15 protein-coding genes are annotated in these 20,631 nt (G+C 43.3%); 5 read left to right on the top strand and 10 right to left on the bottom strand.

The annotated features are described in order from the left end of the window. Positions 1 to 332 precede the first annotated feature (332 nt). Positions 333 to 1,436, bottom strand: a complete 1,104-nt coding sequence (locus K08M4_RS15190; RefSeq protein ID WP_086050485.1) for an alpha/beta hydrolase — start codon at positions 1,434 to 1,436, stop codon at positions 333 to 335. Between the two features lie 279 nt (positions 1,437 to 1,715). Here K08M4_RS15190 and K08M4_RS15185 point away from each other — a divergent pair, with 279 nt between their 5' ends. From K08M4_RS15185 to K08M4_RS15175, 3 genes are all read left to right on the top strand, one after another. Further along, complete coding sequence (locus tag K08M4_RS15185; protein WP_086050484.1) at positions 1,716 to 2,420, top strand: response regulator; 705 nt, start codon at positions 1,716 to 1,718, stop codon at positions 2,418 to 2,420. Positions 2,421 to 2,456: 36 nt separating this feature from the next. Continuing rightward, positions 2,457 to 3,764, top strand: a complete 1,308-nt coding sequence (locus tag K08M4_RS15180) for a sensor histidine kinase (protein ID WP_086050483.1) — start codon at positions 2,457 to 2,459, stop codon at positions 3,762 to 3,764. A gap of 150 nt (positions 3,765 to 3,914) precedes the next feature. Next, entirely contained in the window at positions 3,915 to 4,211 is a 297-nt protein-coding gene (locus K08M4_RS15175; protein WP_086050482.1) for a Bor family protein, read from the top strand. A 203-nt stretch (positions 4,212 to 4,414) separates the two neighbouring features. Here K08M4_RS15175 and K08M4_RS15170 read toward each other — a convergent pair whose 3' ends face one another. From K08M4_RS15170 to K08M4_RS15145, 6 genes are all read right to left on the bottom strand, one after another. Then, entirely contained in the window at positions 4,415 to 6,529 is a 2,115-nt protein-coding gene (locus K08M4_RS15170; protein WP_086050481.1) for a type I secretion system permease/ATPase, read from the bottom strand. A 17-nt stretch (positions 6,530 to 6,546) separates the two neighbouring features. Then, positions 6,547 to 8,457, bottom strand: a complete 1,911-nt coding sequence (locus K08M4_RS15165) for a bifunctional diguanylate cyclase/phosphodiesterase (protein ID WP_086050480.1) — start codon at positions 8,455 to 8,457, stop codon at positions 6,547 to 6,549. Between the two features lie 5 nt (positions 8,458 to 8,462). Beyond that, on the bottom strand, positions 8,463 to 9,131 hold the full coding sequence (locus K08M4_RS15160) for a transglutaminase-like cysteine peptidase (RefSeq protein ID WP_086050479.1): 669 nt from the start codon (positions 9,129 to 9,131) through the stop codon (positions 8,463 to 8,465). A 59-nt stretch (positions 9,132 to 9,190) separates the two neighbouring features. Next, positions 9,191 to 10,582 (bottom strand): HlyD family type I secretion periplasmic adaptor subunit, encoded by a 1,392-nt coding sequence (locus K08M4_RS15155; RefSeq protein ID WP_086050478.1) that lies wholly within the window; start codon positions 10,580 to 10,582, stop codon positions 9,191 to 9,193. 112 nt (positions 10,583 to 10,694) lie between these two features. Next, the gene (locus K08M4_RS15150) at positions 10,695 to 11,981 is read right to left on the bottom strand and encodes a sigma-54-dependent transcriptional regulator (RefSeq protein WP_086050477.1); all 1,287 of its coding nucleotides are present in this window, start codon (positions 11,979 to 11,981) and stop codon (positions 10,695 to 10,697) included. Positions 11,982 to 12,057: 76 nt separating this feature from the next. After that, complete coding sequence (locus K08M4_RS15145) at positions 12,058 to 14,004, bottom strand: sensor histidine kinase (protein WP_086050476.1); 1,947 nt, start codon at positions 14,002 to 14,004, stop codon at positions 12,058 to 12,060. A gap of 166 nt (positions 14,005 to 14,170) precedes the next feature. Here K08M4_RS15145 and pdxH point away from each other — a divergent pair, with 166 nt between their 5' ends. Further along, the gene (gene pdxH / locus K08M4_RS15140; protein WP_086050475.1) at positions 14,171 to 14,806 is read left to right on the top strand and encodes a pyridoxamine 5'-phosphate oxidase; all 636 of its coding nucleotides are present in this window, start codon (positions 14,171 to 14,173) and stop codon (positions 14,804 to 14,806) included. A 71-nt stretch (positions 14,807 to 14,877) separates the two neighbouring features. On the opposite strand, the gene K08M4_RS15135 is transcribed toward pdxH, so the two are convergent. The 3 genes from K08M4_RS15135 to K08M4_RS15125 all read right to left on the bottom strand — a co-directional run bounded on the left by K08M4_RS15135 (position 14,878) and on the right by K08M4_RS15125 (position 19,133). Next, positions 14,878 to 15,660 (bottom strand): PAS domain-containing protein, encoded by a 783-nt coding sequence (locus tag K08M4_RS15135; protein WP_086050474.1) that lies wholly within the window; start codon positions 15,658 to 15,660, stop codon positions 14,878 to 14,880. Positions 15,661 to 16,036: 376 nt separating this feature from the next. Next, positions 16,037 to 17,866 carry a formylglycine-generating enzyme family protein gene (locus K08M4_RS15130; protein ID WP_086050473.1) on the bottom strand — a complete coding sequence of 610 codons (1,830 nt, stop codon included), beginning with the start codon at positions 17,864 to 17,866 and terminating at the stop codon, positions 16,037 to 16,039. Positions 17,867 to 18,023: 157 nt separating this feature from the next. After that, positions 18,024 to 19,133 (bottom strand): PEGA domain-containing protein, encoded by a 1,110-nt coding sequence (locus tag K08M4_RS15125; protein ID WP_086050472.1) that lies wholly within the window; start codon positions 19,131 to 19,133, stop codon positions 18,024 to 18,026. 497 nt (positions 19,134 to 19,630) lie between these two features. Between K08M4_RS15125 and K08M4_RS15120 the strand changes: the two genes are divergently transcribed. After that, positions 19,631 to 20,458, top strand: a complete 828-nt coding sequence (locus K08M4_RS15120) for a helix-turn-helix domain-containing protein (RefSeq protein WP_086050471.1) — start codon at positions 19,631 to 19,633, stop codon at positions 20,456 to 20,458. Positions 20,459 to 20,631 lie beyond the last annotated feature (173 nt).

Raw genomic sequence — 20,631 nt, 5'->3', positions numbered from 1 at the left:
AACACAACATTCAAAACAATAAAAGCCACAATAAAACAACAAGTTAAATATCATTTAGAGCACAATGGAAAATAATTAAAGATTTGAGGTGTGATAGTTATTGGTCAAATGTTTTTGCTTGGAAAGAGCAAAAATCATTCAGTAAAAGTCCGTGTAGACACTTTTGGGGAGGGAAGTAAAAAAGTAGTATCTGTGAGTTTTGATACTGAAGTGTGAGACAGGAAATTCACACTCAACATAAGTAACGAATCAAAAAATGAACAAAAAATATTGGTGACAACAACGTCATCACCAACCTTCTCAAGTCATTTCTATTTTAATCCGAGCTTAAATTACTCAATGCGAGTGATGAAGCCATATTTGTCTGAATCAGCCTTAGTCACCCAGTGCTCTCCATCAGATGGCGCAGAGTCTAAAGTGAAGATATAGAAATCGATCCCAGTTTCTCCCATCACCTTTTTGAAATAGGTCGCTTGTTTGCGATGACTCTCGTTAGTATATGAGAATTGCTTGGCCGTTTTATCACCCTCTGCCCAACTATGTACACCAACCTGCTTATTCAGCTCAATGGCTTTAGTGGGATCTGCGCGTTGTAAAATACGCGGACTACCCGCTGCGAATAGATCCGTGCCTCCTGAGAAAACAGAGCCTACAGGCGTTACAACCGTTGTCATATTGCTATTATTAATCATGCGCCCAGTGTACATATTGATATCGTCGTCGGCACTGCCACCGATATGATTATTAAACTTCAAGGTCATCTCACTGCCTTGGTATAACTTCACGATATCAAAAATCTGGGAATAGGTTGATACACCAAGCGTCGAAGTAATGCGCTCAACATCCCCAGTATTTTTAAATACATCACGATAAAATGCGTTAAAGGCAAACGAAGTTGTGATAGTCACCTTGTTTCCTTCTGAGACCCTACTCAGAACAGTCGACCCAACACTAGTCACGTATTCCAACATTTCATTATGGTATTCAAGCTTAACGGAGATTTTTTTATCCTTCGTCATCGCTTTTATTGACGTAGTATCATTAGAAGTAAAGCGTTGTGCTGCATCACAATCAAATAGATCCAAGCCTTTACTCTCTGTATAGATACCACAGCTATCAAACCCAGCATCAGGAAAGTACAGATCCACGCTTTGACCTAAGCCATCCAAAAGCCTAATCACTTTTTGCTTACCACTAATATCTTCAGCAAACTGAATTTTTTGATACAAAATACCATCGTAAGAGAGCTTCATAGCCTCTTCTTGGAGCTTTTGCCTCTCTTGATACAATTCACCAAGCTTAGCTGAAGAAAATACGTAGTCAGCCTTCGGTTTCTTTTGCGAAATGGTGGTTGAGTGTCCCGCGTTTGAACTTGAATTACAGCCAGCCAAGAGAGCCAAAGGTAACGCTAGCAAAGTATTTCGATAGTACTTCATACCATTATTCCCCAAATTTTGATTGGGAGATTCTATTGGTTAATCATAAAACGGTCTGTCGTGCGAATGTAATAGATTGTAGATCTTTTTGAACATTGTTTTTTATTTTAATAATTAATCACAAATCGGCATTGAACTAGCGTGGAAAGTGTTTAATCATTCGCATCAGGAATTTCTTCGTGACGCATTTTCGATTAATATGCAACAGCAGTAACCACCAAGATTAAATGCGGTCACGTAATCTCAATAAATTAAACGCACAACAGGGCTGATAACGGAATGACAAAACCTAAAATGATCATCGTTGAAGACGATTTAAAACTTCAGCGAATGCTAAAGGATTACTTTGTAGCGCAAGATTTTGATGTTACCGCGTTAGATGACGGCAGTGATGCCTCGCAGATAATTCTTGCCGAACAGCCAGATATCGTATTATTGGATTTAATGCTTCCTGTAACTGACGGACTGACAATTTGCCGACAGACCCGTACGCTCTTTAAGGGTAAAATTTTAATGCTCACCGCCAGCGATGATGACTTTGATCACGTCGCTGGTTTAGAGACTGGCGCTGATGATTATGTCACCAAGCCAATAAAACCAAGAGTTCTGTTGGCAAGAGTCCGCTCGCTATTACGACGTCAAGAAACCAATACACCTACAGTTGATGATCCAAGTTGCCTTCAGTTCGATCAACTTACGCTGAAAAACACCTATAAAAAGTGTCAACTTTCAGGTTCGGTGTTATCACTGACAGACAGTGAATTTGATCTACTTTGGCTGTTAGCATCCAACCCTGATACCCCGCTTTCACGTGATTACTTAACTCAAACGCTGCGTGGGATCGAGTACGACGGGATCGACCGAACGATTGACAACAAAGTGGTGCGTTTGCGAAAGATACTTGGTGATGACAAAACACCGGCAGAGAAAATTCAGACCATTCGCGGAAAAGGTTACTTATTTGTTTCGACCGCCTGGCATTAACCGCGTTCAGTGTGGGCGCAATGAAAGAGAGCGATTATGCGACGTATCTATTTGGAGTCCGTTCTAGGGCTGTTAACTTGCTTTATTGTTGGCCTTTTTGCCTACGAGGTTTGCGTCTATCAGCTCAATACTGATTACGAATACATATTTCAAGATTACGAAGCGACAGCTCACCAGCAACTCATAGAAAACATTGCGAATAATCAAGGGCTCGAAGCCGCTCATCAAGCCATACGTCTGTTTGTAGATACTACTCGCAACACCCTACTCACATTCAAACCGAATGATAAGCTACCGACTCAAGTTTCTGAATTCTTTATTGCTAACCCCAACATATTTATTTTTCACGACGACTATCGTGAGCTGTGGTTCAGGTTATCTGATAGTCAAAACACTTACCACTACCAGCCCAATGACGACACACTCGTTCGACAAAAGATTGAGCTCGAAGATGATCTTATTTGGGTATTCTTTATCGCGAGCTTCATCGTATATGGCATAGGTCATCTGTTGATTATTTTCCGAAGAGTCAAGAAACTTGAAAATGCCACACTGCGCTTTGCAGAAGGCGACCTCTCTTCGCGAGCAGAAACGTCTGGAGGCAGCGCAATTGGATCTCTGAATAAATCCTTTAATCTGATGGCCGACCGAATCCATAGCTTAATCGAGAGTAATCGTTCACTCACCAATGCGGTAGCTCACGAGTTGCGCACACCGATATTCCGCATTCAGTGGCAAGCGGAAATGCTCAAAGACACCCCACTCAACGATAGTCAGAAAAAAACTATTGAAAGTATTGTTGAAGATACCGAAGAGATGGAAAAGATGGTCGATGAACTATTGTATTACGCCAAACTCGATAGTACTGACCTAGAAAACTTACAAAAACCATTAGAGATACAAGACTTTCTCAACCACGCAATAACGCGTTGGAATAAAGACACTCAGCTCAACATCGACCTATCACTGCCAGAGCAACCTAGCTCGATACTGGCGGATGAAACACTGCTCAACCGAGCACTAGATAACCTAGTCCGTAACGCGATGAAATTCGCACGATCTCAAGTGTTGATTGAAGCAACCGTGCATCAAGAACAACTACAAATTGCAGTACATGATGATGGTGATGGTGTGGCTCAAGAACATCAAGCTCGCCTGTTTGAACCCTTTTATGTTGGTGACAAAGCACGTAACAAAACCAAGAGCGGTCATGGTCTAGGGCTTTCTATCGTCGAGAAGATCTGTGCTCAACACGACGCTACTGTGGAGGTTGGTCAGAGCCAAACCTTAAAGGGTGCGGTATTCACCATTACCATTCAGCTATGTAATAACTCAGCTATGTAACGATTCAGCTGACAAACCCATACAGTAACGAAAAATCATCTCTGGAATAATATTCTTCATCAGCTGAAGGGGAGTACATATCCCCTTCAAAGAATACAACACTCGTTCAGTCTTACTAGCGTGAGCTGAATTTTATCTCTGGAGAAACACATGAAAAAATTAATGCTCATCGCGGCACTATCGCTAGCAGCAACAGGTTGCGCTCAACAAACTTTCGTAATAGCCCCTCAAGAGAGCGAAGCAACAGCACCAACAACTGAAAAGTCACACCACTTTTTCATCAATGGTCTAGCGCAGAAAAAGCACATTGATGCAGCTAAAGTATGTAACGGTATCGACAACGTGACTAAAGTTGAAGTTCAAGAAACATTCGTAAATGGTTTACTAGCGACTTTGACTTTCGGTATTTATACACCACGTGAAGCTCGCGTTTACTGCAAAGCTTAACTCATACTTGATTGTCTACGACCCTAGTGACGACGCCAAAGTTTGATCTTGGAAGCTACTGCCTGATCTTGGAAGCTACTGCCTGATATTCAGCATGAAAGCGGAACAGCCTCGTCGGTTTTGGTTTATACCAGCTTGGGTTTAAATTACTTTCAGCTCGCTTGAAGATATTCATCTCAAGCGAGCTGAAAATTCAGAACAACCTAACTTGCCGCTTTTACCTTACCTTGCTTCAAGTCTGACAGAACTTGTGATTTTGGTCCGTCGGCAATAATGCTGCCTTTCTCCATCACAATCACTCTATCCACGATATCCAACATCGACGTTTTGTGGGTGATAAGAATCAAAGTCTCACTAGGTAACAGCTGGCTCAGCTGATGCTTAATGTGCATCTCTGAACGGTTATCCATAGCGCTGGTAGGTTCGTCCATCAATAATACAGGAGGACGCCCTAGGAAGGCTCTAGCTATGGCAATCGACTGACGTTGACCACCAGAGAGCAAACCACCACCTTCGCCAACTTGACGTTCTAAGCCTGCGGGATCTTGCTGAGTAAAAGCGGTAACACCAGCACGGTTCGCTGCATCCATAACATCACGATCGTCAACCAACGGGCGTCCCAAAGTAATGTTATCTCTTACAGTGCCATAAAATAGGTTACTGTCTTGCGGCACACAGCCTATATTGCGTCGTACGTCGACATGGTGAAGTTGCTCCATATCAGTGTCATCAATGCGAACATGACCTTCTGTGGGCTTATACAGGCCCATAATCAGGCGTTCAAGTGTGCTTTTACCTGAACCAATTCGGCCAATTATCGCGACCTTTTCACCTGGACTAATATTAAGAGTCAGGTCTCTTATAGACGCGATTGGCGAATCAGGGTAATGGAATGTTACTTTATCAAGCGCGATATGCCCTTGAATAATCGGACGGTGGATGTATCGCTTACCTTCCTCTTGCTCACTGGGCATCGACATGACTTGCTCAATCAAGGTCATTGATGACTTCGCTTGGTTATAACGCGTAGAAAGCAATGATAACTGGACAAGAGGACCAATTGCTCTACCACTCAACATAGTAGCGGCAATCAAGCCACCCATTGTAAGAGTGCCTTCTGCCATTAGGTACACACCAAAAATGATCATCCCCACATTGGTACTTTGTTGAACAAAGCCTGCGGTGTTTTGGATGCTATCGGTAATGCGACGACTCTTGATATTCCAGTTCGCCATGTGCGCGACAGCTTCTTCCCAGCGGAATTGGAACTGGCTTTGAGCGCTGAATAGCTTAACGGTTTCTAGTCCCGCTAAACTCTCAATTAAGTTTGCGTACTTCTGAGAAGCAAGGCGAGAGCCTTCTTCAATGGTACGACGCAGCGGGCCTTGTATTAGCAATGCATAGATGATCAGAATCACCACGCCAGCGACAGGAACAAACACAAGGTTGCCAGCCATCAACCAAATTAGCGCCAAGAACATAAGAGCGAATGGCAAATCGATTAATGAGCCTATAGTTGCCGAAGTAAAGAACTCACGGATTGATTCGAATTCTTGCAGGTTTTTAGCAAAAGCACCGACAGAAGCAGGCTTCGCTTCCATACGAATCCCGAGCACCTTACTGAACAACTTAGATGAAATCAGGATATCGGATTTCTTACCCGCAACGTCAATAAAATAGCTTCGCATTAACTTTAAAAGCAAGTCAAAGAGGAAGACGACAAAAATACCACTCGCGAGTACCCATAGCGTCTCAAACGCTAGGTTTGGTACCACTTTGTCGTACACCAAACGAGTAAACATTGGAGCTGCAATAGCGAAAAGGTTGATTAGAATTGATGCGATCAGCACATCTCGATAGATTTTTTTAGATTGCCAAATTGTGCTCCAAAACCAGTGACCTTCGCGCGTTTTTAAAATTTCTGGTGAGCGTTCATCATAACGGAATTGTTTCTTTACTAAGAAGTAACGGCCGATGAATTGCTCTTTCAACTCTTCGATTGGGATGACGATTGGCATCATCCCACTTTCCGTTGTGATGATTTCGGCTTCTTGCTTCTCAATATCGATACTATTAAGAACGCAAGCCTCACCTTGCTTGAGTAACAATATAGCGGGCAGAATTAAGTGAGGGATGTTTTCTAGATCGGAACGGTTTTCTTTGGCCACTAACCCCGCACGCTCTGCAGAGCGAGGGAATAGGAAAGGGGTTAGCTTTCCATCAGAGAGTGGTAGCCCATTGATCAACGCTTCGGGCGAGTTAGCTAACCCGTAATACCGACTAACGTAGATCAGTGAGTTTAATAGTGGATCTTGCATGCGATATAACCTTACAACTATTTATCAACAATGAAGCCTTGGAACACTTCTACGTAGTTATCAGACAAAATATCTAACTGAGTCTGAGTTTCAATTCGTGACGCAATAGTCGTCACACCAAGGTTATGAGCCGTTCTTGAGATAGACGTTAACGTAAATTTCTGTTTTTCGTCATCAAGGTTATGAGTAAATAGGTAATCCAGCTTCACATAGCTAGGGCGGTACTCGTTGATGTAATCGAGCGATTGGAAGTTGCGTCCATAGTTATCGACACCAAACACCGCATCAGCGTTGCGAATGGTGTTACACAATAGTGCCGTGTAGTGAGGAACATTGACGAAACAGTTTTCTGGAATTTCAAAATGCAACAGATGAGCGATTGACGCATTTTTCTCAAGAGACTTTCCGATCCAACGGATGAAGCTTGGCTGAGAAATACTGCTTGGCGAGATATTGATAGCAACGGGGCTAGTAAGCTCTTTTGCATTCAGTTTATCAATCATCTTCTCGATAACGTATTGATCGAGGATGTGGCTCATTTCAAGCTGTTCTAATGCGTATAAGTATTGGTTGGCACCGTAACGAACCCCCTCTTTCTCAATCGCAGAGAACACTTCTTGGTGATAGGTTTTGCCAAAACTATTATTTGCAGCTTGGAAGCGGAAAGTTACTAGGTCATTGATGATTGCTTCTTCGACCAACATGCGCCATTGCTGTTTACCCATTACAGCGCCATGGTCGTCAGCAGTTACGTAACCGTAAGCGAGCTCACGGTTAGCTTTCGCGCTAGACAGTGCGTTATCGACCAAAGACATGATTTCAGTACTGGTTTTACGTTTCTTGCTGTATGTCACACCGAGAGCTATGTGTGGATTTGCCATACCTGTTGGATCTGAACCTAGATTTTGAATGCAGTTTACGATGCTGCTCGCGACGAGTTTCAGTTCATTTTCATCAATGTTCGGCATAATGAAGCCAAACTCATCACTAGAAATACGAGCGATAGTAATATCTGGAGATGAAATAGAAGCCTGTAGCTGTTCAGCTAATTGGTGAACTAAGGCATCGCCTTCTTGATAGCCTTTGTCATCATATTCTTCACTAATAAATTCGGCTTTTAGCACCGCCAGACCACCTAAACTAGACTCTTCTAACCACTGAGTTAGTTGAGACATGTAGTAAGCACGGTTACCTAATTGAGAAACAGGATCGATATACGCGCGCTCACGAAGTCGTTGAGCTTCTTGCGCCTGATTTTTAAAGGCCTGCTCTACCTGAGTCGACATGTGGTTAATACCGTCGACGACTAAGATGAGATCTTTTGTTTTAGGGCGAGCCAGAGGTTCTCCGAACTGATTTTTAGCAATCTGATTCATTTTTTTTATAATTAGTGACAGCGGGCGTAGTGCTCGCTGGAGTATCCATGAAATCGAGATCAAACCCAGTAAGAAAATCGCTCCAAAGAAGGTCACTAGTCGGGTAAATGCTTCCCAAAGCTGCGTGTAGGCTGGGCCTGGGTGGCTCACTATTTCAACTTCGGCAAGTTGCATCCAACCACTAGTAATCACGCGGCGATCATGAATCGGTTTAAACAAATTCAGGTTGGTAAACCATTGTGGTACACCTGTTGGTTTCACAGGGTATGAGCGAAGAATGTCATCTCCGGTGTCTAGAAAAATCAATCGTACGACAGAGTAAGAACTACCATCAAACAGTGCGTTGATAACAGACTCTACAGCCACTTGGTCCTTTTCTTCGAGGTAAGGGGCGAGCGCCAGTCCAACAGTATTAATGGTATTATTTACTTCAGAGCGTTGCTGCTCTTCTAAGTATCCACGGGTGGTATTGAATTCGATCATAAAAACTGACGTCATCAGCAGTATGAACACTGCAACCATCCCGACCACAAGCTGTTTATATAAAGTCATTGTACCTACTCATCGTAATTGATAATGGGTTTGTTTAATTTTAGAGAGCGCTCACGAGAACGTAAGTCGTTCCACAAGCTCAATCTTGAAGATTTTCCTGATAACTTACCGCTGCCAGCCGCCGACTTGATCAACCATAGGTTTTTACCATTGAAGCTGTATATCGGTCGTAGATCTCTGCGCTTGGAGCCACGTTTTATTTCAGGGTTTAAGTTATCTAAAATTAACGGTTCTGCACTGGGTGTAGAGTAGTAAGCCAACACCATATGGAATTGGTTTAACTCAAGTGCTTTTACGTACACTAATCGTAATTTCTTATCTGGGACGCCCAGCTCAAGTAAAGAGAAGTATTTTGCGATAGTGAAATCTTCACAGTCACCCGCGTTACTGCCCAAAAACTCCAGCGGTGTCGCCCAGTAGTCATTCTTTCCCCAAAGTATACTGTCATCGACAAAGTACATTTGGTTGAAGAACCGGTTTACCGAATCGAGTTTATCTTTTTCACTTAACCCTGCGTACGACGTCATATTCGAGCGCCATGTCGATACTCGTTTCCCTGCTCTTTCTCCGTAGGTTACAGAGACTGCGTCTATCCACCTTTGGTCACTCTTGTTCAGTGCTCCGGAAGTAAAAGAGGTAAGGAACAGCAGCAATAACGAAAATCGAGATTTCATTGCCGCTGCTCTTGTTTTTTCACTGCATGTAGGAAGACGTTCTCAAGCATTAACCGTCCTTACTCTTTTAGTGCGTTGTTTTGAGCACTCAAAATTGGCTTCAACATATATTCAAGCACGGTTCTTTTACCCGTAATGATATCGACAGAAGCGGTCATACCGGGAATGATAGGCAGCTCTTCATTAGCCCCAAAGCTGTACTTATCGGTACGCACTCGCACGATGTAAAAGCTGTTGCCTTCTTCATCTTGAGTGGTATCGGCACTGATGTGTTCTAACACACCTACTAAACCACCGTATTTAGTAAAGTCATAGGCACTGAACTTAACCACAGCGCTCAATTCTGGACGGAGGAATGCGATATCTTGTGGGGCGATTTTCGCCTCAACTAATAGGGAGTCTTCAGTTGGTACAATTTCAACAATGTCCATACCCGGCTGGATAACACCGCCTACGGTATTAATACCAAGCGTTTTGACGGTTCCTGTTACTGGAGAAACTACTACAGTTCGATTAACTCTGTCTTCAAGGCCAACCGCTGATTCCGTCATTGCAGAGAGCTTATCTTGTGCTTGGTTTAGCTTCTCTTGTTGTTCTGATCGGAAGTTCAATGCAGCATCGATACGACTGAGCATCGCTTCTTTGATTGCTGAACGTAGAAGAGGGATTTTGAGTTCGCTAGAGGTCATCTCTCGGCGAGTGTCGTTAACTTGTCTTTGCAGCTTGAGCAGTTCAATTTTTGGCACCACCCCTTCATCAGCAAGAGGCTTGGTAATATCCAGCTCTTGACGGGCAAAGTTGTAACTCTGTCTTAAATTCTGAACACGCGCTTTTATTTCAACTAGGTCTTGTTGCTTCTGTCCAACCTGCTGATCAAAAACGGAAAGTTGGTTCTTCAGGTTGTTCAGATCTTGACGATATTCTGCTTTTTGGCGATTAACCAATTTGGGGTGAAGGTCGTAGAATAGTGGTGGGAAGGCGAGTTTACCATAGTCGAGTAAGACACTTTTTTTCCACTCTTTTACTGAGAATTCTTCATTGATAACAACACTGGTCAGCGAAGCGGACAGCATAAGTACATTAGCAGTTAAGTTCGCAACTTGTTGCTCACGCTCACGAAAGTCAGAGCGGAATCGAGTGTCATCTATTAATAGTAATTGTTGCCCTTTTTGAACTCGTTGCCCTTCTTTGACTAAAATTTCTTTAACCAAACCACCTTCAAGGTTTTGCACCACTTGAATCTGAGAAGAAGGGATTACCTTGCCTTGGCCAACTGTCACTTTGTCGATTTCAGCCCAAGCAGACCACCCAATAGCAGCAATAAAAAACAGCACGATCACCCATAGCATAATACGCGCACTGGTGGGCGTATTGAGGAGCAGTGCCGCTGTTTTGTCATCGACATACTCAAGTTCGGTCTCGTTCAATTTGCTGAAATTTTTCTGACTCATAACAGTCCTTGTTCGCTAAATAAAAGTGCAAGCTTTGTGAGTGTATTCTTACTTTTGATAAATGTTAAGGCTTTGCTCCTTTAAATCTTTGAATTTATATATTTTTTAACTCTTATTGGTTTTTGAAATCTGTTTTATCAAGTTGGTGCTTTCTCAACTTGTCATAAAGCGTTTTTCGTGACACTTGCAGCTCTTGCTGTACCTCTTTTAAACGCCCTTGATGACGATGTAGTGCCTCTATCAAGATGATTTGCTCAAAGCTATCGGTACGTTGGCTTAATGACCGTTGTTGCTCTTCAATGCTGACATCAAGCTTGTTCTCATCATCTTCAGTATTGTCGAGCGATGGCAGCTTGGGTTTAGTCAACACTCGGAGTTCAGCATGTTGGCGAAGCTGTCGAATATTTCCCCCCCAATGAGTGGCGATCAATCGTTGAACCTCTTTTTCTGTAATCACCGGGGGAGGCAACTGATATCGACTCGCCGCACCACGAGCAAAGTGCTTAAACAAAGAGCCAATGTCTTCTGTTCGTTGCGCTAGTGGTAGCAAGTCAAATCGACGGAACTCACTTACCATTGTAGTAGGAAGTGCTGCGGTTGCTAAAATGATACAAGTTGCATTGGTCTTGCATGAGTTTTCACGAAGTAGAGTGGGTTTTAAGTTCGCTAACCACTGCCATTGGTCTTGAGTTAATGTTTCTGTTTCATGTATATAAAGCGTTCCACCTTGATGCTTCAAGAACAGTTGTAAAACAAACTGATGGAATGTCGCTTCGTCACGGCGTGGCAAATTAAACGCTGCGACAGGGCAAAGCTCTGCAGCTTTATGGCTGTGAAGATCGTGCGTGTACTGCGCCGTAACTCTTTTACCCGTCCCTACATCACCGACAAACAGTAGAAGTGGATTAGTTTTGGTATCTAGAGAGATCAGTTCTCGGCGTAATGCCTGCATTGATGGCGATTGACCAATCAGTTTTGGCCCTACCTGATTCTGTACCGCCAACTCTTTACGCAGTAGGTTGTTCTCTTCTACCAAGGCGAGCTTGTCGGCCGCTTTTTTGACTGCCGTTAAAAGGGCATCAACCACAAATGGTTTTTCCAGAAAATCGTAGGCGCCGGCTTTCATCGCGGATACGGCTGTTTGCACGTCTCCATGACCTGTAAGTACGATGATCTGAAAATGAGGGTTTTGATTCAGCAGCTTTTGCGTCAATTGGATGCCATCCATCACTGGCATGTGAATATCGGTGATCACAATCCCAGCTTGCGTCACATCTATTTTCTTTAGTGCCTCAATGGCATTGGGGAAGCAGACGATATCGATGCCTTCAATGAGCATGGCTTGTTCTACGGAGTCTCGGATGGCAGGTTCATCGTCGACAAAATAGAGTTTAGGCATAGAGTGCAAAAGTCGAATCCTTAACAGTATGTGAGGTTAGCTATATATAAAACTAGCAGTATGTAACATTCATTTTCTAATCAACGATAACAACGGCACGTTGGTCTTTATCGTTATATAACGGGATATTTAGCGAGAATACCATGCCTGAAGGCTCTAATCGGTTGGCGCTGATCGTGCCGTGATACGCTTCAATAATCCGTTTCGATATTGAAAGCCCTAGCCCTAAGCCTTCCGGTTTAGTGGTAAAAAACGGGTCGAACAGCTGTTCTAGCTTATCGTTCGGCATGCCAATTCCGTTATCCCAAATGATCAACTGACAAGAGTTATGATGCAGTTGCCATTCGATACCTATCTGTGGGCTGGCCTGTTGGTCAACGTTTTCCAGGTTGTGTTGCTCCTGCAAGATTTTCTGTTCAAGAACTTGTTGTTGAAGCGCTTGGGTCGCGTTGTGAATCAGATTCACCAGCACTTGCTCGAGTTCGGTTGGGTGAATCGCAATATTAATCTCATCAGGCACCGTGCTTAGTCTTAGTGTAATGCCTTGCTTGATCATCAGCGTACTGAGAATACTGGTGGCGTTATTGATCGCTTGGTGCAGGTTCGCGACATGATGTTCTTGTTTAGTGACCTTGCGAGTAAAGACTTTGAGTCGCGCGATGATGTCGGTAATGGTGTTGTTGAGGCCAATCATTTTCTCAAGATTGCTCTTCACTAAATCTGTCCGTTCCATTTCAAGCAGCTTTAAGCTGTTCTCGCTATAAGTTCGAAGCGCTGCAAGCGGTTGGTTGATTTCGTGGTTAATGCTTGCTGACAGCTCTCCGAGTACCGCTAATTTTGCTGTTTGGGTCAGCTCTTGTTCTGTCTGCTTCAGCTTTAACTGCGATGCTTGGTATTGAAAAATGGTTTGCTGAAGTTGTTGATTGGATTTCTTCAAATAGTGAGTACGTTTATCAACGGTTTGTTCTAGGTTTTGGTTGAGCCGGGTTAGCGCCACTTTCGCGACGTAAGTCTGTCGCCACGACCACGCGATGAGCATCACCAAGCTGTAAATCACCACGAAGATGACATCGATCTGCAGCACTTTAATAAGCTCTGCTTCGGCCTTTTTTAATGCGACAACTTGGTACTGATTGTTGCTGAAGGTTGCGGGGTAAAGATTGAACGCCCCAAGTTTAAACAATTGGTTTGCTGTGAGTTCTTTTTGTTCTCGATTTGGTTGAATATTGTTGGGCTGATTAGCGTCGTTAACTTGTGGTTGATAATTGGAAGAGCGAAAAGCTTCTATGATCGAAATTTCGCTTTGACCGTATTGGCGTTGCAAAGCGATATCGGTTTGTTGCTTCTGACTTAATGGCAACAACGAGTGATAAAGCCACTGAGTTTGGCTCGAGAGAAAAACCACTTGATTAGAGTCGAGTACCACAATCTCAAAATCATCGCTGGTTAGGATATTTTCAAGGTTCTCTAGACTCACTTTAACGGTGATAACCCCAACAATGTCATTCTCTATATACAGTGGTGAAGACAAAAAGTAACCGCGTACATTCGAGCGTGCACCCAGTGCGACATAGTGTGTGTTGCTGCCTTTAATTGCAGAGGCGAAGTAAGGACGAAACGAGAAGTTCTCACCCACGAAAGTGCTAGGCTTTTGGTAGTTACTTGAAGCGACGACAGTACCACTAGGGTCATGGATATAGATAGTGTCGGCTTGACTCTGATTCGACCATTCAAATAGCAATTGATTAAGCTGCGAAGCAGGAATCTTATCTGCTCGTGGTGATGAGTCAAAATAAGAAAGCAAGCGCGGGTCATGGCTGAGCAAATCAGGGATCTGTTTGAACTTATCCAGTTCAGAATCGATTTGTAGGTTCGCTTTATTGGCTGCTTCGCTGAGCTTTTGAGTGACGATTTTTTCTTGGAACTGTACGGCCATAAAGTGGGTTGCGGTCAGCCCTGCGGCTCCCAGTAACAACGAGAATAAAACAAAAGGAGTCATTAGGTTAGGCAGTATCTTGGTCACTCGGATCTCAGCGTGTAATCGGTTTGTATAAAGATTACCAATATGATGGACAGAGTACCGAGATCTTGTTAACACAGAGCGCCTTCTGTGAGACAAAACCATGGCTTAGACTTGTGTTTCAAAGGATTACAGCGCAAAATCAAAAAAAATTTAAAGGAGCAACCAAATGGAACTGACCGATATTCGTCGCGAATACGCTAAGGGTGGATTGAGACGTAAAGACTTAGCCGCAGACCCGATTGAACAATTCAATCTATGGCTAGAGCAAGCTATTGAAGCTAAGTTGACGGACCCTACTGCCATGACAGTTGCTACGGTTGATGAAAATGGTCAGCCATTCCAACGAATTGTTCTACTAAAGAATGTTGATAAAGACGGCTTCGTTTTTTACACCAACTTAGGTAGCCGTAAAGCACATCAGCTTGGTCACAACAGTAAAATCAGTTTGCATTTCCCATGGCACCCACTTGAACGACAAGTTCATATTACGGGTACGGCTGAAAAGCTAACAGCGATTGAAAACATGAAGTACTTCTCGTCACGACCAAAAGAGAGCCAATTGGCCGCAATTGCAAGTAAGCAAAGTAGCCGTATCTCTGCTCGCGGGATTTTGGAAGGCAAATATCTAGAGCTTAAACAGAAGTTCGCAAAAGGAGAGATTCCGGTTCCTTCTTTCTGGGGAGGCTTCCGTGTGCGTGTAGATAGCATTGAGTTTTGGCAAGGTGGCGAACACCGCTTGCATGACCGCTTCTTGTTCTCACGCCAAGACAATAGCTGGGATATTGATCGCCTAGCGCCATAGTCAGCTTAACCGCCTGCTTTATAGATATAAAGATGCCGTTGATTTGGAGCTTAAACTCATCAAATCAATAACTAGTCACTGTGCAGGACAACCGAGATCTGCTTTTTAAGCAGGGTTTCTGGGATCATAGAGCCTAGCCCCGAGTCCAACGCATACCCAATCAACTGGCTTTTACTGCGCGCATCGAATTTCTGTTTCAACCTGGCGACATGCCCTTCGACCGTTTTGATTGAAATGTTCAACGTAGACGCGATGTACTGTGGTTTCTTGCCGAATAGTAACAAGAACAGCACTTCTGATTCTCGCGAAGTCAGTCGCTTTTGAAGCTTTGACACGCGCGGTTTTGATCCTGTAATGGACACTTGATTGTCTTTTTCGCAAGTCGCCTGACACACCCAATGGCCAACCTCTAAAATGGCGGTGTCGGTGAGTTCTTGACCATAAAAAATGGTGCCTTGAACTTCGCCATTCCCATCAAGCCAAGGGGTTTTAGTAAAAATATGAGCGTGCCAGCGTCCGTCTGGATAAGGGTGAATATCGAGGATTTTAAGAGTACTGCGTGTATCCATTACATGCTTGTCTTGAGCCCTGAAATCCTGAGCACATTCGGTTGTTTGACTAGGCATCTCGAAATCGGTTAAGCCGGTACAAGTTTCGTTGGGTTTTAAGCCAATTAATTGGTTGTAAGCAAGGTTGGCATACACGAAGACAGAGCCAGTATCTTTGCAACCCCAGCAACCTGGAAGTTGTTCAAATAAAGAGTGATGTATGGAGTCAAAGGGATCCGGCAAGGCTTTATCTCGTAAGAGGAAGTATTGCAATGATATCAGTTTCTTATTGGTCTGCAATGACAATTAGAAGCCGAGTTACGCATCAGAAATGGAGAATGATCAATAGTTGAACGGCATGCCGTTTAAGCGCGCTGCCATTGATCAATACCTAAACAAAAAGGGCAAAGAAAAAGCAAAAAAAAGCCAGCCTGAAGAAGGGCTGGCCAAAGACAAGATATACCTTGTCGACACGTAGAAGATTTCCAGTTTAATTTACGAGGGTCGTGTAAATTAAGCTGAGGTATCAGTTAGATACCCAGAGTGACTTACTACTCTATCGACGAATTTACTCCTAGGCGAGACCGAATATAAGGAGGGAATTCCCCTATAAACGCAGGCTCAATGTGATAATAGGAGAATCTAAGGTAAATATTTGAGGGCTTTGAGTAATACCAAGAGCTTACAGCTCTCGCAATACTCGGAACCCTAGATAGTTCGCGGCAGTAGAAGGCGAAACGTACAGTTCAGTAAACACCTTTGCCTCTTCAGGAGAGAAGCTCCACGCGCCCCCCTTAGCGATACCTTTCTGAGTTGCAGTCCATTCCCAAACGTTACCCACCATGTCATAGAAACCTGTTGGCGTTGGCAAGAATGATTTAACGGGAGAAGTACTGACGTTTGACCACTGTGTGCCAGACCAACCAGTATTGGCTCTACCTGAACGGAATTTGTTGCCCCACCAGAAGCTAGTATCTTGCCCTGCTCTTGCCGCCGCTTCCCACTCTTGTTGTGTTGGTAGACGGTAAGTAAAGCCTGTTTTTTTAGATAACCAACGCGTATACGCTTTCGCATCGCTTTGGCTAACGCATACAACAGGCGAGCTATCGACTTGCTTGAAACCAGGAGCTTTCCAGTCATTGTCTGACACAGTCGTGATCTCTGCATTGACGAAAGTGTCACAGGTATTCATCAACTCAGCGTCTGTCTGGTAACCCGTATTTTTCACAAATGCTCTAAAATCTTGAACGCGAGTTGGGGTTGCCGCTAACGCAAATGGCTGTTTGATCGTGACTTGCTCAGCATTGTTTTCACCGAGTAGATAAGTCCCGGATCCAACCACAATCATTTCTGGACTTTGAGTACCACTGCCCATTGGGTCTGCAAATTTGGTACCTACATTCAGTGAATTCTGCTTCGCTTGTAATACTGCTCTTAGGTTGTGGTCTCGGGCTATTTTCAGCTCTTGGTGGAAAGAAAGGTAACCTTCTTTCTCAATCGTAACCATGTGTGGCCCTGTAGGTAGCATCACTTCAACCGGTGTGCTGCCATAATTCACGCCATTGATAGAAACGTTATCATTATATTGATTTGAACGAACCACCAAATTAACCCAAGCCACTTCTTTTTGTTGATCATCGGCTTGTTGATCGCTTTGATCGAAACAGTTTGAAGACTGAATACCAAGTAGACGACAAGGGGTGTTCTTATCTGGACGAGTTTCTAAATTCGCAGTAACCACTGCTCGGTAACGGTTATCTTCGGAGAAGCCAGATGATTTCACGTTGTGTTGCAGAACGTGAATATTCAAAGAAGCAGACGCTAGGTGTTCTTTTACTATTTTTGATTCTGTCGCGTTGTCTACAAGGCTATTTTGAAATTGTTTTACTGCTTTTTGAAGTGTTAAAGCTACCGTTTGGTCTGAGCATTGAGCTAAGGTCATATCGCTGCTACAGCGGTTAGTAAAGCTAACGGTGTGCTCTTGTGTTTGAGTAACCTCGCTTCTCAACCTTTCGGCTCTTGCTCTTAGCTTATCTTGATTCAAATGTGCGATAGACATTTCTACAGCCGACTTTTCGGCTTTGATGGCCTCTAGCTCCATCACTAAACTTTGCAGTTTTTGCTCAGAATCCGAAATCGTAAGCTTGTGCTCTTTTACCGATTTCCAGGCGTCTTGAAAATGGTTTTGAGCAGGTGAAATATCGAAACCTGGCTCATCAATCATGCGAGTGTAATCTTGCTCTAGGCTAGTTTTCGCCGTTGCGAGTTTTTGCTCTGATTGAGCTAATAACTTGGCTTGACGTGCCATTTGCTCTGCTTGGTTGTCGACTTGATTTTGTTTGTCCGCCATCTTCTTCTCGATAGCCGTTAAACTGGCATGTTCTTCGAAAAGAGAGCTTTCAATGTCGATGACTGATGACGTGATTGCTGGAGATGTCGCTTCAGCGAAAACAGCAGGCGTCATTAAGCATGGAGCAAGTGCAAATAATAGAGTAGGAAAACCTTGGCGCATGTTGGGCTACTTCAGTCGTAATTTAGGTTAATTGAATATTCTAACGAAAACGCCATTTCGTTTGAAGCTACTTTCTATAACTACAACAAGATGGCGAGTATTCATTCAGCTTTGTGAAATAGGCACGGCTATTTATATCAGGCTTAGCTTTATATATTTAGATTTCATTTTCTTTACTAGGAAGGAGTTTCACCCAAATAGTATCGCTGCCGTTGATAGTCACTGTGCGGTTGTATGACTCGTAACCTTCTTTTGAAATGGTTACTTGATGACGACCGCTCGGTAGCGAAACCTCTAGAGGTGTGCTGCCGTATTTAATACCGTTGATAGTGACTGAGTCATTATATTGATCAGAACGTACCATCACGTTTGCCCACTGCTTGTCGCTCTTCTTTGCAACCTTAACGTCGCTGTCCGTTAAACAGTAGCGAGTTGAAACGTTCAATAAGTTACATGCTGCAATCGCTTCAGGCTTTGCTTGAAGTTGAGCTTGCATCTGCACAAAGTAAGAGTTGTTTCCTGAGAAACCGCTCTTGATTGCTTGGCTGTCTTGAACATGAATGTTCAATTGAACACCTTGTAAGTTTTGCTTCGCTAGCGTGCTTTCTGTGAGCTGCTCAAGTAATTTGCTCTTGAAGTTTTGTACCGCTTTCTGCTTCGTCAGGTGGTTACCTTGAGCAATACACTCACCCAGCGTCATTGTTGATGAACATGTGGTGGTGTAGCTAGTTTCAAGAACCGCACTTTCACGAAGTTCTGTTGCAATACGTTTAACGCGAGCTTCAACTTTTGATTCTTTCAAGTTAGCCAGCTCATTATTCAAACGAGCTTGCTTTTGCTTAATTTGAGAAAGGTAAATTTCGTTCTCATTCATCGCTTGCTGATTATCTAGCTGAGACGATTGATTCTCTTTAACCGCAGCCCAAGCATCTTGGTATCCTTTCTGAAAAGAAACCAGATCCGTTTCTGGATCATCAAGTAAGCGACTGTACTGTTTGTCGAGTACAGATTTAGCTCGGTTACGTTTTGCCTTTAACTCTTCACCTTCACGTAACAACTTACTGTTCTGGTTTTGTAGTTGTTTTAAGGTCTCAGTTGCCGATACTTTGGTCGCTGAAATACGCTCAATATCTGAGTTTTTCTCTGTTAGCTTTGCATCGATAGCTGAAACGGGATCGACTTGATTCAGTTCTTCAGCTGATAACGATGCAGATACCCAAAGTGGGGATAGCGCAAGTAAAAGCGCTGAAATTCGAAAGTTAGTCATAGGTCCCTGCAACTTGTATATTTAAAATTGGCTCGTTAATAAAGTGTCTACTTCCTAGTTGTGAGTCACTAGTTATTAGCAATTAACACAGTACCCGTCTTTATACCGTTTTATTGCCCTCCAATCTACTCAAAAGCTAAGTTTCGGTACTTCGGATACACTTTTTACATATTTACACCGAAATAATTGAGCTATATAAGAAAATATTGTCGTTATGGTGTAATCATTTGGTTTCCATTTGTGACTTGCTTTGACTTTTGGTGTTCTGATTTCTTTAATATTGAGATGAAGAAAGTGGTCGAAAGATTGGAAGGTTGGTTTTACAAAGTCCGTAGTTTGGTCACACTTGATCATACTTCCGGAGGCATGATCAAATGGTTATCAGTAATGATCTTTCTTTAAAGAAGAGAAAACGACTCTCATGATCATTTACAAATTCATCTTATGCAGATTTCAGAGTATTATTCTTATTATGTCGACCTAAGTACTTTGCTGTCATGCCAAAACCTTTACCCTTTCCAAACCTAGACTTGTCTCCGCTAGGGCTTACAGGCCCTCGACCAGCGGAAATCATTACTTTGCCTTCGCATATGGATTGTCACGATCATCATTATTCGCAGGTGGTGATTGGTCTGAAAGGTCAGGCGGAATTTGAAGTCAGCGGTAAAGGCAATCTTGTCGGCCCCGGTCAGGGTTGTGTAGTAACAGCAAGCTCTGATCATGCTTTCGGTGGTGTGGTTGGTCAGTCGGACATCCTAGTACTCAATATGCCAGTGCCAACGGATGATGACCCTCTGATGCTAGAGAAAATCAACCAGTTAGAATCATCGAACGTTTACTTCCAATTAGACGCTCAAATTCAAAAGCTTATTCATATGTTGGTGCAAGAGATGCAGGCCAGTCCTGATGATCTTCTACTAAGCCGTGCCTGTAATGACACGGTGATCGCGTTAATGCAAAGGCACATTTCGGCCTTTGAAACCTCGATTAAAGACTCGCGTTTTGATTTGGAGGCATTGGATCGTTACATCGAACAACACTTGGCTAATAAGATCTCAGTCGCTCAGCTTGCGGGCAGCGTGTTTTTAGGCGAAAGTCAGTTCCACATGTTGTTCAAAGATCAAATGGGCATTACCCCTCACCAATATGTTTTAGGAAAGCGTATCGACCGCTCTCGACGCCTTATTGAACAAGGTAATCTTAGCCTTGGACAGGTTGCAGAACTGGCGGGCTTCTCCGGTCAATCCTCCTTTACTCACACCTTTTCTCGCCTTCAAGGCATGTCACCATCTCAATACAAAAAGCAAACTTCTGTTAAACAATGAAACAAAACGGCATATTATATTAAAGTTTTATGTGTGACCTTGTGTTTGTTTTGTTAATAAAGCGAGTTTTTAGCAAAAAACTCGGAGTTTTTGACAAGTAATCCTTATATACTCTAAATACACTGCAGCCATTGTAGAGATCCCGAACTCTTTTCGGGTGTGAGATTAAGGAA

It is taken from the genome of Vibrio syngnathi (assembly GCF_002119525.1).
Lineage (GTDB): Bacteria > Pseudomonadota > Gammaproteobacteria > Enterobacterales > Vibrionaceae > Vibrio > Vibrio syngnathi.
The sequence above is the reverse complement of the archived record's forward strand: the minus strand, read 5'-3'. Positions and strand labels throughout refer to the sequence as shown.

What these genes read in the sequence shown, in the direction of transcription:
- K08M4_RS15190 (WP_086050485.1), bottom strand. Translation starts at nt 1,436, where the DNA reads ATGAAGTACTATCGAAATACTTTGCTAGCGTTACCTTTGGCTCTCTTG.
- K08M4_RS15185 (WP_086050484.1), top strand. Translation starts at nt 1,716, where the DNA reads ATGACAAAACCTAAAATGATCATCGTTGAAGACGATTTAAAACTTCAG.
- K08M4_RS15180 (WP_086050483.1), top strand. Translation starts at nt 2,457, where the DNA reads ATGCGACGTATCTATTTGGAGTCCGTTCTAGGGCTGTTAACTTGCTTT.
- K08M4_RS15175 (WP_086050482.1), top strand. Translation starts at nt 3,915, where the DNA reads ATGAAAAAATTAATGCTCATCGCGGCACTATCGCTAGCAGCAACAGGT.
- K08M4_RS15170 (WP_086050481.1), bottom strand. Translation starts at nt 6,529, where the DNA reads ATGCAAGATCCACTATTAAACTCACTGATCTACGTTAGTCGGTATTAC.
- K08M4_RS15165 (WP_086050480.1), bottom strand. Translation starts at nt 8,457, where the DNA reads ATGACTTTATATAAACAGCTTGTGGTCGGGATGGTTGCAGTGTTCATA.
- K08M4_RS15160 (WP_086050479.1), bottom strand. Translation starts at nt 9,131, where the DNA reads ATGAAATCTCGATTTTCGTTATTGCTGCTGTTCCTTACCTCTTTTACT.
- K08M4_RS15155 (WP_086050478.1), bottom strand. Translation starts at nt 10,582, where the DNA reads ATGAGTCAGAAAAATTTCAGCAAATTGAACGAGACCGAACTTGAGTAT.
- K08M4_RS15150 (WP_086050477.1), bottom strand. Translation starts at nt 11,981, where the DNA reads ATGCCTAAACTCTATTTTGTCGACGATGAACCTGCCATCCGAGACTCC.
- pdxH (WP_086050475.1), top strand. Translation starts at nt 14,171, where the DNA reads ATGGAACTGACCGATATTCGTCGCGAATACGCTAAGGGTGGATTGAGA.
- K08M4_RS15130 (WP_086050473.1), bottom strand. Translation starts at nt 17,866, where the DNA reads ATGCGCCAAGGTTTTCCTACTCTATTATTTGCACTTGCTCCATGCTTA.
- K08M4_RS15125 (WP_086050472.1), bottom strand. Translation starts at nt 19,133, where the DNA reads ATGACTAACTTTCGAATTTCAGCGCTTTTACTTGCGCTATCCCCACTT.
- K08M4_RS15120 (WP_086050471.1), top strand. Translation starts at nt 19,631, where the DNA reads ATGCCAAAACCTTTACCCTTTCCAAACCTAGACTTGTCTCCGCTAGGG.